General features: G+C 52.8%; 9 protein-coding genes and 1 pseudogene. 1 reads left to right on the top strand and 9 read right to left on the bottom strand.

Going from position 1 to position 12,684, the window contains the following annotated elements:
- Positions 1-479: 479 nt before the first annotated feature.
- The 4 genes from V7775_RS19410 to V7775_RS19395 form a co-directional block, all read right to left on the bottom strand.
- A complete protein-coding gene (locus tag V7775_RS19410; protein WP_335753576.1) occupies positions 480-1,454 on the bottom strand; it encodes a TAXI family TRAP transporter solute-binding subunit in 975 nt (324 codons plus the stop codon).
- A gap of 22 nt (positions 1,455-1,476) precedes the next feature.
- Complete coding sequence (locus V7775_RS19405; protein WP_335753575.1) at positions 1,477-3,591, bottom strand: TRAP transporter permease; 2,115 nt, start codon at positions 3,589-3,591, stop codon at positions 1,477-1,479.
- Position 3,592: 1 nt separating this feature from the next.
- Positions 3,593-5,251 carry a sulfatase-like hydrolase/transferase gene (locus tag V7775_RS19400; protein WP_335753574.1) on the bottom strand — a complete coding sequence of 553 codons (1,659 nt, stop codon included), beginning with the start codon at positions 5,249-5,251 and terminating at the stop codon, positions 3,593-3,595.
- A gap of 104 nt (positions 5,252-5,355) precedes the next feature.
- Positions 5,356-6,264 carry a LysR family transcriptional regulator gene (locus V7775_RS19395; protein WP_335753573.1) on the bottom strand — a complete coding sequence of 303 codons (909 nt, stop codon included), beginning with the start codon at positions 6,262-6,264 and terminating at the stop codon, positions 5,356-5,358.
- Positions 6,265-6,559: 295 nt separating this feature from the next.
- Here V7775_RS19395 and V7775_RS24875 point away from each other — a divergent pair.
- Positions 6,560-7,782, top strand: a pseudogene (locus V7775_RS24875) (IS30 family transposase).
- A gap of 74 nt (positions 7,783-7,856) precedes the next feature.
- Here the strand turns inward: V7775_RS24875 and V7775_RS19385 are convergent.
- The 5 genes from V7775_RS19385 to V7775_RS19365 all read right to left on the bottom strand — a co-directional run bounded on the left by V7775_RS19385 (position 7,857) and on the right by V7775_RS19365 (position 12,672).
- On the bottom strand, positions 7,857-8,324 hold the full coding sequence (locus tag V7775_RS19385; protein WP_335753572.1) for a universal stress protein: 468 nt from the start codon (positions 8,322-8,324) through the stop codon (positions 7,857-7,859).
- A gap of 166 nt (positions 8,325-8,490) precedes the next feature.
- Positions 8,491-9,108, bottom strand: coding sequence for a glutathione S-transferase family protein (locus V7775_RS19380; protein WP_335753571.1), 618 nt, complete (start codon positions 9,106-9,108; stop codon positions 8,491-8,493).
- 4 nt (positions 9,109-9,112) lie between these two features.
- Positions 9,113-10,795 (bottom strand): ABC transporter ATP-binding protein, encoded by a 1,683-nt coding sequence (locus tag V7775_RS19375; protein ID WP_335753570.1) that lies wholly within the window; start codon positions 10,793-10,795, stop codon positions 9,113-9,115.
- Positions 10,796-11,701 carry an ABC transporter permease gene (locus V7775_RS19370; protein WP_335753569.1) on the bottom strand — a complete coding sequence of 302 codons (906 nt, stop codon included), beginning with the start codon at positions 11,699-11,701 and terminating at the stop codon, positions 10,796-10,798.
- On the bottom strand, positions 11,698-12,672 hold the full coding sequence (locus V7775_RS19365; RefSeq protein WP_335753568.1) for an ABC transporter permease: 975 nt from the start codon (positions 12,670-12,672) through the stop codon (positions 11,698-11,700). The genes V7775_RS19370 and V7775_RS19365 overlap by 4 nt, the downstream gene beginning before the upstream one ends.
- Positions 12,673-12,684 lie beyond the last annotated feature (12 nt).

Here is a 12,684-nt window from a genome sequence, read left to right as displayed (position 1 = left end):
AAGGTCGCATGGTAAGTGGCAAAGTCAGAGCATTTGTGGATTTCATGGTCGAGCGTCTTCGGGCCGATGAACATATTAACTGAGCATGTAGTGCGCAGTCATTTTCGATAAGACATCTAAAAATCGGGCGTTGGCACAATCTTCGCAATCGGCAGCATCGCTGCCCATTGAGGGAGTACCCCGATCGCGCTGTGAGCGCATTCAGCGTGTTGACCTGCTGGATTGTCGCGAAACCCAGTGAGATAAGTGGTCATTCACCGCGAACAGAACTCGGTTTTGCTTTACATAAAACTCAGAGTGAAATTGTCATTTTCACGACAGTATTCATCCAAAACCAGGTGCAGTCGAACTGACAACCAATTGCCCCTTAAACGAAGAGTATTACGTTCTTCGCACATCCAGTATTCGGTTTTTCGCCCATTCCGACCAAGCGCCAAACAGGTTTGGTGCCGCAAAGAAAATGCGGCACCACTTGACGCTCAGTTGACGCCAATTTCGGCATAATAGCGTGCGGCACCTGGATGGAACTTTTGCCCGCCCAACTGCTGCCCTGCATAGGCCGGATCAAGTACGGCAGCCCAAGGCGCATCTGATGTGATGCTGTCCAAGTTTTCCCAAAACGTACGCGTGATTTGGTACACGGTTTCTTCATCAAGATCCGCGCGAACACCAATACCCACAGCGGTATCATGTGACATCACTGCGGCATCGTTCGTCTGGTTTTCATAAAGCCCTACAGGAACTTCTGCCAATGAACGGAACCGTCCCATGAACTTATCTACCGCTTCACCTTCATGGCTTTCGGGTCCAATAAACCGAACGCTTTCCGTTTCAGTGAACTGGATGAACTGCTGGCAAGGGTCGATGCAACCGTTAACATACATGTCAACATTTCCGCTTAGGAAAGACTGATACCCTGTTTGCCAGTTGGCTGTGATGGCTTCGTAGTCTTCGCCAGCAACCAGACCTGTAGTCGCTTCGATCCAGCCCTTTGCGGTATTGTATGCGCCACCACCCTGTGGACCGATAAAGACTGTTGCGCCTTCGATATCATCCAGCGTTGTAAGGTCACTGTCAGCGCGCACAGCATAGTGGTATTGACCGTATGGGAACCACATCAATACTTGTACATTTTCGGACAGTTCAGGTGCCTCTGGCTCTTTTGCATACATCGCGCGACCACCAGCCATAAGCATGTGAATGACGGGCGAGGTCATGTACATGTCGAGGTTACCACGAGCTGCCTCAATCTGGTGCAAGGTGGCAGCTCCACCGCCTGCAACCTCGATGGATACCCCGTCAAGGTTCGCGGTTACGACATTCGCGAATGTGGCCATGGTAATGGCCTGTCCAAGGCTTGGTTCGATGGTCTGCATACGCAGCGTTGTGTCCTGCGCGAATGTTGGACCAGCCAAAGTGGCAGCGGCAAAAGCCAGTGTTGTAAGGTTCTTCATTTTATCCTCCCTGTGGATGTCATTATGTGTGGTTTGACGGAGCAGCTGCTCTGTGATGTTGTGTGAAATGAGCTCCGATCAGCACCACAATTGCAACCAACGCAGGGCCTGCAATGGTGACCTCTGGGACCAGCACAAGCAGACCAAGTGCGGCGCGGCCAATGCGTTCAATGCCACTCAGTACCTTGCGGTCAAACCCTGTCAGCGCGGATGCGATGCACCACATTGCGATCATGAACGCAAAGGTCACCCATAGCAGGTCGCCCCAACCAATCGTTGCGTAGTCAATCATGGCTTTACTGTCGGGTGCTTCACCGCCGAACCAGATAAAAAGGACCTGCAATTTGTATAATACAGCGGGGTGATAGACAAACACGAAGGGGATCAAGAAGCCCGCGATGCCGATACGCGCCGCTTGAAGGCCAGTGTGCATGGGATCTGCCCCCGCAATGGGCGCTGCAGCAAATGCAGCCAACGCAACAGGCGGCGTGACTGTCGACATAACTGCAAAGAACACCACAAAGAGGTGTAAGGTAAGCGGTGGAATCCCCACCGCTTCGATCCCGGAGCTGAGCGCGATAACAATGATGAAATAGGTCGCGCCCGGCGGCAGCCCCATGCCCAAAACGATTGCGCCCAAAGCGACAACAATCAAAACTACGGGCAATGGCCCACTGGCCAATTGCGTGAGTAAAAGTGCAAGACGTCCTGAAAAGCCAGATACTTGGATCAGGCCAACAATCAGGCCAATAGCCGTAACAATTACAACGATGGATGCAGCCATCCGTCCTGCGTCAACAAATGCAGTCCAGATCCGACGGCGCGATCGAAATTCCTTGAACAGCACCAACCCACAAACGACGGCAGCTACAAATCCATAGAATCCAGCCTTTGGCACAGATGGTTGAGAGAACAAGAAATAGATCAGGACCGTCAAAGGGATGACAAAGACGAGGCATTGGACCCAATCCTTGCCAGTTAGCGATGGACGGTCTTCGGCCGGAAGTGCGCCGATACCTTGGCTGCGAGCTTCAAAGTACACCGTGAGGAAGGTGCCGAAATAGTAGAATACGGCTGGGAGGATGGCAGCCACTACGATGTAGCGGTATTCCAAACCGATCTGTCCTGCGACAAAAAATGCGACAACACCCATGACGGGCGGCATTACTTGCCCACCAGTGGATGCCGCCGCCTCGACTGCGCCAGCAAAGGCGGGCTTAAAGCCGGCCTTTTTGATCACGGGAATTGTCATCACACCCGTTGATACAACATTCGAAATAGCAGCCCCTGAAAGGGTGCCAAAAAGCGCAGAGCTGGCAACCGCGGCATGTGCTGCACCACCCACCATGCCGCCTGTCATTCGGTTGGCGATTTTCATTAAAAGATTGCCCGCCCCAGATGCCATCATAACGGCGCCAAAGACGATGAAGATCAGTACGTTCCCCGAAACGACCTGAAGCGGTTGCCCGAACATGCCACCAGTCTGCGCCCAAAAATTCAACACCATGGCACGTATGCTTTGAGAAAAGCTGGACTCTGACCCTGCTAAGATGCCGGTCCATTCAGGCAGATACCCACGCACGAAAAAATACACGATCCAAAAAATGCAAAACCCCACAATGAAGCCACCGTACATCCGCCATGTAAGATACAAGGTAATGGCCGCGGCCAGAGGAAACATCACAAAATCAAGCGGCAAGGCGGCTGGCAATGCCCCGCCGTCAGTGGCGAAAACCTTAAGAATCCAAGATAAAAACGCGACCAACGCCCCGCCCGTCAAGGTCCAATTCAACCAGTACCAACGCGGTGATCGATGTAGGGTCAACAGCGAAATCGCAAATGAGAAGACGATGGGAAGGCCCAAGATTAGGCCCGTTGGCAACAGAAATGACCGCTCAAAGCTGCGCAACCCTGCGCCCATCCAATGCTCGCGCATAATGAGCCGTTGGTCCCTGCGTGATAGGTCAACAAAACCGTCGGATGTCGCTTGGATAAACCAACGCACAAAATCCGAGACCGGGCCAGAGGCCGCGTAGATCAGGATGACCATAACAAAGGTCGCGGCCAGTGTATCACTTAACCGTTTGGCAGCATTTGTAGGTGGGATGAACGATACACCGTCAGAATTCTCAGACATATTACCCGTCCTTCTTTTGGCTTTGTGCCACAAATGTTTGCTTGGCAGGGCCCCGATAGGCTTTGGTCAACGCCTCTGGTACCTCTGTCCCATCTTTTAGAAACGGCAAGATACCGCGCCTGCCAGACTTGCCTCGCGACGAGTCGATGTCGGCATCAGACCGTGTTACGCGCTGTGACATACGCCGTCCCCAGCGTGCCAGGTGATCGTAAAGTCGCGCTATTTCATCGCCATGCGCATCAGCCTTTGCCAAGTCAACAAATTCACTCGGGTCGTTTTTTAGATCAAAGAGCATTGGACGGAATCCACCTTCGGCGTGAATGAGTTTGAACCGTCCATCAAACACCATAAACAAACGCGCATCACGGTTGCTAACGCCAACGACGTCGCGCATTGGGGTCGAAGAATAGTCATATTCGCTGATGCAGACGTCACGCCATTCAGGTGTTTCGCCGTGTAACCATGGACGTAGGTTGCGACCTTCCAAGATGTGATCGGCGATTGTGCCTCCAGCCGCAGCGACAAATGTTGGGGCCAGATCGATGGCCTCAATCAGAGCGTCACAGGCTGTGCCACGCGTCACGTCGGCTTCCGCCCTCGGGTCATAAATAATCATCGGGATTTTTACTGATTGTGCGTGGAATAAATCCTTTTCGCCCAACCAATGATCACCAAGATAATCACCATGATCCGAGGTCAATACGATCATCGTTTTGTCCATCTGGTCAGTGGCCTCAAGATGATCCAGCAAGCGACCCAATTGGTCGTCACATTGTTTGATTAACCCCATATAAGCGGGGATCACTTTCTGACGGACCTCTTCTTGTTGAAACGCCGCCGCGATCTTGTTGCCCATAAAGGCAGCATAAACTGGATGGGCATCTTCGCGTTCTCGGTCGTCACGCATCGCCTCTGGCACATGGTCCGCGCCGTACATCGCGTGATATGGGGCGGGCACAATATAGGGCCAGTGTGGCTTGATATAGCTCACATGGGCACACCACGGCCCCTCCGCCTGATCGATAAAATCGATGGCTCGCAATGTGAGCCATGGTGTCTCGCTGTCCTCTTCGCGGATGTTCGCGGGCTGGTCCGCATTATCAAACATCCAACCACTGGCTTTTTCGCCATCCTTGACGCCAGCATTGGCGAAGTCAGCCCATGGATTGGTGCTCTCATACCCCTTCGAATTCAGGAATTCATTATAGGGAGATCGTTTTTCATCGTAAAAACCGTCCGGGCCTTCCCCCCACAGGCCGTCATCACGCACCCAGACATCAAAACCGCATTCCGCTTGGCGTGCCCCGACGATACTATCGGGCGCTAAGCCCAGCCGCGCCATACCTTCGGCGTCAACTTTCATATGGGTCTTACCAATGAGCCAGCACCCCATGCCGGTAGATCGCAAATGATCCCCGAGCGTGTGTTCACCTATCCGTAAAGGAAATCCGTTCCATTGCGCCCCGTGAGACGACGCGTAACGGCCTGTGTAAAAGCTCATCCGGCTCGCGCCACAGACTGGAGATTGAGTATGTGCGTTGGTAAAGCGCATGCCCATCTTTGCCACACGGTCAAAATGCGGAGTGTCCATATGTGGGTGACCCGCACAACTTAGGTAATCGAACCGCAACTGGTCATACATGATGAAAAGTATATTCAAACGTTGCGTCCTCCCCGACACATCCCGCTCTCCCAAACGGCATTCAAAAGATTAACACCCGTAGGCAATAACTTTCAAATAACTAAAATTCACATGCATGAATTTTAGTTATGGGCGCTCCCCATCAAATGGGCAGCTTCGGAGATGACGAGATCCATAAATGCAACTGAGGCCGGTGTCGGCCGGTGGCCCTGCGTTGTCGTGATCGCAATCGTCACGGAAGTAGAGGCAATATCGAGATCAATCTTACCAAGAGCCCAACGTTTAGACGCTTCCTCTAGCAATGCAGTTGGAAAGGAACAAAGCAGATTTGAACCTTCTAATGCCGATAAAATGGTGAGGATAGAATCTGAATAGAGGACGGGTTTAGGCGGTGTCAGGCCTTGTGATTCAAAGTAGCCATCGGCCAATTGTTTGCGGTCATGCGCACCAGTTGTGATCCACGAAGCTTGGCTCAGGATTTTTGGGTCACTTACGCCTAAGTACCGCGATGTAGCACCCGTAATAATGGTCGTTCCAGTATGAAACATCTGCTTTGACTGTAGGCCCGTTTTGGCATCGCTCACGGGCTCTGGTCCAATGACAATATCCGCTTGGCCAGTTTTGAGAGATCGAAATGACGATGGTGGCAACCCCCCGGAAATCTCAAGCTGCACGCGCGGGTATTGGCGGCAAAATTGACGCAAGACGCCGGGCATTATTTTCATCGCGGCAAAGGGGGACACGATAACATTCAAAGACCCCACAAAATCGCCACGGGTCTGCGCCACGGCTTCATCTAGCAGCTCAAGGTCGCGCAAAATACGGCGGCACCTGTCAACCACGCCTTGGCCTTCAACCGTTGGCATAACCCCTGTTGGGCTTCTGTGAAAAATACGGGTGCCCAGATCCATTTCCGCATTTTTCAACGCCTTGGTAATGGCGGATTGCGTTTTGTTCAGCTGCCGCGCCGCGCCGCCCAAGCTACCCGCATCAGCAATTGCAACAACCAGACCAACATGCTGCGGTTTCATTTATTCAATCCCAAATGCATTATTCTTACCCCATTACCCATCAAGCTTTAGTCTTTCTACAGTTAGAAAGGACGGTATTGGACTAAATCTCACCCAATTACACAAGGATGTAAAAGAGCGATATGTGAACCGAGATCTATTTCTGACCTCGGATGTCTCCACCTGGTACGGGAAACACGCGTGCCCATGCGTATAGCTTTTTTCCTGGAAAAATAGAGTTTTGTGAGCGTTCCGATTAATGGAATTGAACACAGCGAATGGCCCGTTCGAATTCTACTAATTTCTATGTGATCTAATGGCCAGCCTTCCGAGTTTGGTTACGTTTCATACAAAGACGCAGAAGTCGGAGATGTGGGATCCCTCTCAGCGATGCACGTATCGCCTTTCGGCAATGGATGGCTGCGCGGAGAGTTTTGAACTCGATTGGGCGCAGATTTAATCGTGTATCCTCTTGGATCTATCCGCTACTGGCTCGTACGGGTGAGATCGCGGTTGGCGCTGCCCCTTATCGAACGCGAGGAGATATCAAGGGCCTGCGTGAAGAGTTGTCTTTACGATCAATCGCAAGACCTATGAAGCGACCCACCTCGATGATCAGCGGTGAAGTCAAGCGCAATGGCGGAGCCCCAGATTATCATGCTGCACGATCAGATGCAGCCGCTTGGGACCGTGTTCACCGTCCAAAGCTCTGCAAGTTGGCAGGGAATGCCTAACTCTGTCGCGCCATATCAGCCAAGCTGACCCGCAAGTGGTCCACACATCAAATCGCAGGCTGGCTGATGCGTGAACATCCAGATCAGGAAGGCAAGTGGGTCTCGCATGAGACGATCTACTTGAGCCTATTTATCCAAACACGCAGCACACTTAGGAAGCAATTACTGGCACACCTGTGCGCGGCGCGATCCATTCGAAGGTCTCGCCACGTCACATTAAAACGTACTGGTATAGATACGTTCAACGACGCAGTATCGACCCGTGACAGGCCAGCCGAGGTGGAGGATCGAGCCTTACGGGGCCATTGGGAGGGCGACCTCATCGCTAGATCCAGCAACAGCGTCATTGCTACTCTTGTCGAGTGAAAAATACGCTATGTAATGCTGGCCAAGGTTGGTAACAAGGACAGCCAAAGCGTTATCCAAGCCCTGATCAAACAATCACACAAGCTGCATAAAGAGCTGTATCGCTCTCTGACATGGGACCGCGGGGTGAGATGGCCAAGCATCAGAAATTCACCTCAGCGACGAAGATCGACGTCTTCTTGTTCTTGTGCGATCCCCACAGCCTCATCTCGGCAGATCTCTTTGCAATCGCCTCCCCGTCAATGCGTGGCAACGCGGCTCAAACGAAAATACGAACCGCTTGCTACGACGGTATTTTCCAAAGGACACCTATTTGTCGCCATAAAGTCAATCCAAGCTCAGCGCCGTCGCCAGACAGCTCAACGAACGACCGCGTATGACGCTGGGATATGAAACTCCCGCAGAGCGTTTCAATGCATGTGTCGCGTCGCTCAGTTGAGAGCGCCACGCATCGCCGACGTTCGTTCTGAACGCACTAATGACTAGTTTCTACATTACGGACCCCCAGTCTGCCTACCCAATGGAAAGAACGGCAAAGCTGCATCCATTCGCAAGCGTGTCGGACGCCGATGCACCCAGTAGACGTCCTATGATGCTGGATTGGCGTTTGCGGATTACAACAAGGTCTGCTCCCTGCGTTCGCGCAGCATCACAAACTGCCAGCACGTCATCACCGCTTCGCACCAGACGCGCGGTGCCCGAGATGCCGATCTTTACCGCTGTTGACATAGCTTGTTCGAGACAGGCGTCCACGTCGTTTTTAAGAAATGGGGGCATCGGGTCCGAAACGCCTTCAATCTGGGCATACTCTTTGAACCCATCGTCTCGACCTGTCTGAGTGCCAATTGCAACGTAACTTAACCTCGCTCCCAAACTTCGAGACAGATGGGCAGCATGTTCGGCCGCCCGGCATGCTTCGGCGGAACCATCAACCCAACACAAGATGTGCGAGAATGGCTCGCCTCCTGATATCCCGCTCATATCCCTACCCAAGCCTGAAACAGCAGTCCACTACCCGTAAGGGAGCCTGCGGAATCGACAGAAAACGAGCGTCCGCTGCAAACCAATTTTGCTCCATGACTCTGGGCAAAGCAGGCCCTTTAATCATGCGGACTCACTAGATGAACTGACCAAATATTTATCTTGTCTAGAAAATTGAACGAGGCCCAAAGAGCGCACAGGCTCTCACTGTCGCTGGCCTGTTCCTAATCCGGTCAAGCCAACACGCGAGGTGTTCAGCCTTTTCCAGTGATAAGCCAAGATGATCATGAATGTGTAACCATGGGAAAAGCGCGATATCCGCTATACTGTAGGTTTCACCGCATATGTATTGTTCGCCAATTAACTGGTCGTTCAAGTATTTGATTGTGTGATTTGCGATCAAGCGATGTCGGGCCAAAGCCTCTGGGTTGGGTGTCTTTGCAAACCGGAGCCAGTGCTCGACCTGTCCAAAATGGGGCCCTTGGGTAGATGCTTGATAAAAGAGCCACGCCATCAGTTGGTCGTGCATATTCGGATCGTCCACCGCCCCCCAACCGGCTTTCTGGGCCAAGCTGAGCAGGATCGAATTAGACTCGGTCTGATGCCGGACACCATCAAAAATCACTGGTACTTTTCCAGCGGGATTTATCGCAAGAAATTCAGGTTTGTGTTGCTCGCCTGCGCGAATATTTATTGGAATGTATTCAAATTCGACTTTCGTTTCCAGCAGGAGCATCAACACCTTAAGGGTATTGATTGTATCGTATCCGTACAGCTTGATCATAGGCTCAGGTCTGCCAAGACGTGGGCATCACCGGTGTGAGCTCCAGCAGTGATTTCGTGTAATCCGCCTTTGGTGTTGTATAGAGCGCATGTGTTTCACCCACCTCTTCAATCTTGCCATTGCGAAGAACCGCAGTCTCATCTGCCATCTGGCGCACAACAGCGAGGTTATGGCTGATAAAGAGGATCGTCAGGCCAAATTTGGTTTGCAGATCTTTCAGCAAGTTCAAGATTTCTGCCTGAATGGACACGTCCAAGGCCGAGGTCGGCTCATCACAAATCAAAAAGCGTGGGCGTGCCAACAAGGCGCGCGCAACGGCAATGCGTTGGCGCTGGCCACCCGAAAATTGGTGCGGGTATTTCGTGACCGCATCAGGCTGCATCCCAACAAGCGAGAGCATAGAGGCCGCCAGTTTTTCGCGTTCCTTGGCGCCCTTAACAAAGCCATAAAACCACAATGGTTCCATCAAAATATCTCCGATCCGGTGCCGTGAATTCAGGCTAGAATATGGATCTTGGAACACCATTTGAACCAATTGGCGTGATGGGTGATGGCGACTGCGCGATTTACCAAAGGGCAGCGCAGTATCGCCTAACTTCATTGTACCGCTGCTGGGCGTTACCAATCCAGTGATGGCCTTGGCCAGCGTCGATTTGCCGGACCCGCTTTCTCCTACCAGCCCCATAATCGATCCAGGTTTGATATTTAGCGTAACGTCATCCAGCGCAACATAGGGCGGCGGTTTGCGGAACAGTGACGTGCGTGGCCCTGCAAACCGCACGGTCAAGTTCTGCAATGACAAACCTGTTAGATCGTGTTGTTGGCCCTCTAGCAGCCAATTTTCTGCGATGTCGCCAAAGGTCTGTGCCGTGTCATCCGCGTCTGGCACGCGAAAACGGCCTATCTTGCGGTCCAGCGGGGGCACTGCATCCATGAGGGCCTGAGTATAGCGATGCGTCGGCGCGCCCAATACTTGTGCGGTGACGCCTGTTTCCATAACGCGCCCCTTGCGCATCACGCTCACACGGTCGGCCACTTGTGCAATCACACCGATGTCGTGCGTGATCAGCATAAACGCGATCTGACGTTCTTTCGCCAACCGCTGGATCAATTCAAGAACCTGCGATTGCACGGCGACATCCAGAGCCGTCGTTGGTTCATCCGCGATGATCAATTCTGGATCGGTACTGACAGCCAGCGCAATCACCACCCGTTGACGCATACCGCCAGAAAACTGATGCGGGTAGGCTTTGATCCGCTGGGCTGCGTTTTTGATCCCGATCTCTTCAAGCAGATCAACCGCGCGTTTGCGGGCAGCACTTACACTGACGTCCGAGTGGGCTTGAATCGTTTCGATAAGCTGATCTTCGATGGTCATCAACGGGTTCAGGCTGGTTTGGGGGTCCTGAAAGATCATCGAAATGCGGTCGCCGCGTACTTTATGGGCTTGGGCAGGCGTTAGGTTACGCAGGTCCGTGTCGCCCAGTGTCAGGGTCCCATTGGCCACATAGCCCGGCGATTGCAACAGGCCGATGACTGCCGCGCCGACGGTGGACTTGCCCGCACCGCTTTCCCCGACCAACCCGTGAATTTCACCGGGCTTGATCGTCATGTCTACGTCTTCGATTGCGGTAAAGTCGCCAAAGCGGGATGGGAATTTAACGGTAAGATCTTTGATCGTCAGCATCTAGCGCAACCTCGGATTAAAGACGTCACGCAGGAAATCGCCAAGGATGTTGATCGATACCACCAACACCACAAGGAACAACGTGGGGATCCACAATATCCACCATTCGCCAGACAGCAGAAATTGCATACCAATACGGATAAGCGTGCCAAGGCTGGGGCTGTCGGCCGGTAAGCCAATGCCAAGGAACGACAAGGTTGCCTCCAACAGAATGGCCGAGGCCAGATCAACAGTCATGATCACCAAAAGCGGCCCAAGGATGTTGGGCAAGATATGTACAAACATCACCCGCAACGGGTGTTGACCCATCATGATCGCGGCCTGCACGTACTCCTTGTGCATTTGCACAAAAGTGGAGGCACGGGCTGTGCGGGCAAAGTTCACCCAAAGCGACAGAGCGATAGCCAAGGTCAACACAGCGACGCGCAGGTCCTGTTGAATGGCGGCAGGCAAGATGCCCCGTGCGATGCCGTCGATCAGCAAGGCGGTCAAGATCGCGGGCAATGCAAGTTGCACATCAGCAATGCGCATAACAATGGCATCAAACCGACCGCCATAATATCCAGCTGCGAGGCCAAGTCCGACGCCAAGAACCGCAGCAATGGTCAGCGCCGACAGTCCGATGACCAGCGACAACCGCGCACCGTACAAAATTGAGGAAATCATGTCGCGACCTTGATCGTCCGTTCCCAACAGAAACTTGGGGTTAGCGCCATCCAGCCACATCGGCGGCAGCAGCCCGTCAAACAGACTAAACGACGCCAAATCATAGGGGTTCACTAGCGCGATCCACGGAGCGAAAAGAGCACCTAATAGGATCAGCGCCGCAACAATCGCCGCGACAATCGCCGCAGGGGAATGCACGAATAACCAAAGCCCTTCGTATTTCTTCAAGAGTGCGATCATGACACGTCCCTTATCCGCAGGCGTGGGTCGATGGCGACGTAAAGCAGATCAACAACAAGGTTCACCAGAACAAAAAAGAACGCGATCACCACAAGGTAAACACCCATCACTGGAATATCGACAAAGCGGATGGATTCAAGGAACAACAACCCCATGCCGGGCCATTGGAACACGCTTTCGGTGACGATGGAAAAGGCAATGACACCGCCAAATTGCAACCCGATGATGGTGATCACTGGCACCATCGTATTCGCGAGTGCATGTTTATAATGCAGGCTCCTCATAGGCACGCCGCGGGCCATGGCGAAGCGGATGTAATCGGATCGCATGACCTCCATCATTTCAGCGCGGACAAGCCGCATGGTCAGGGTCAGTTGGTAAACGCCCAATGTAATCGCTGGCAACAACAGCGCTCGCCACCCATCGATTGTGAACAGTGAACTTTCCCAGCCACCGATCTGGACCGTTCCGCCACGTCCAAAGGTAGGCAGCCAACCCAATTGCACACCAAAGATAAAGATCAACATGATCCCAATCACAAATGTCGGGATCGACACCCCCACAAGAGTGGTCATCAAAATAGTCTGGGTTAGCACGCCGCTGGGTTTCAACGCCGTATAGATCCCTGCGGGCACCCCCACGAGGAGCGATATAATCAACGCTACCACGCCCAACTCTAGGGTTGCAGGAATACGGTTGGCAATCATATCTGCCACTGGTTGGCGGGTGCGGTAAGAGAACCCGAAGTCGCCTTTTAACATGTCGCCCGTAAAGCGCGCGAACTGATAGGCGAAAGGATCATTTAGTCCCAATTCTTCACGCAACCGTTCTTGATCCTCAACCGAGGTTTCAACCCCCGTCATCTGGGTGATCGGATCTCCCACAAACCGGAATAAGGAAAAGGCCAAAAAGGCGACGGCCAGCATCACAAATACGGATTGAACCATCCGTTTCAGGATAAAATAAACCATCGCCCTTTTGCC

The sequence above is a fragment of the Sulfitobacter sp. genome (assembly GCF_036960155.1).
GTDB lineage: Bacteria > Pseudomonadota > Alphaproteobacteria > Rhodobacterales > Rhodobacteraceae > Sulfitobacter.
The sequence above is the reverse complement of the archived record's forward strand: the minus strand, read 5'-3'. Positions and strand labels throughout refer to the sequence as shown.

Coding starts and splice junctions, on each gene's coding strand:
- V7775_RS19410 (WP_335753576.1), bottom strand. CDS start 1,454: ATGAAGAACCTTACAACACTGGCTTTTGCCGCTGCCACTTTGGCTGGT.
- V7775_RS19405 (WP_335753575.1), bottom strand. CDS start 3,591: ATGTCTGAGAATTCTGACGGTGTATCGTTCATCCCACCTACAAATGCT.
- V7775_RS19395 (WP_335753573.1), bottom strand. CDS start 6,264: ATGAAACCGCAGCATGTTGGTCTGGTTGTTGCAATTGCTGATGCGGGT.
- V7775_RS19385 (WP_335753572.1), bottom strand. CDS start 8,324: ATGAGCGGGATATCAGGAGGCGAGCCATTCTCGCACATCTTGTGTTGG.
- V7775_RS19380 (WP_335753571.1), bottom strand. CDS start 9,108: ATGATCAAGCTGTACGGATACGATACAATCAATACCCTTAAGGTGTTG.
- V7775_RS19375 (WP_335753570.1), bottom strand. CDS start 10,795: ATGCTGACGATCAAAGATCTTACCGTTAAATTCCCATCCCGCTTTGGC.
- V7775_RS19370 (WP_335753569.1), bottom strand. CDS start 11,701: ATGATCGCACTCTTGAAGAAATACGAAGGGCTTTGGTTATTCGTGCAT.
- V7775_RS19365 (WP_335753568.1), bottom strand. CDS start 12,672: ATGGTTTATTTTATCCTGAAACGGATGGTTCAATCCGTATTTGTGATG.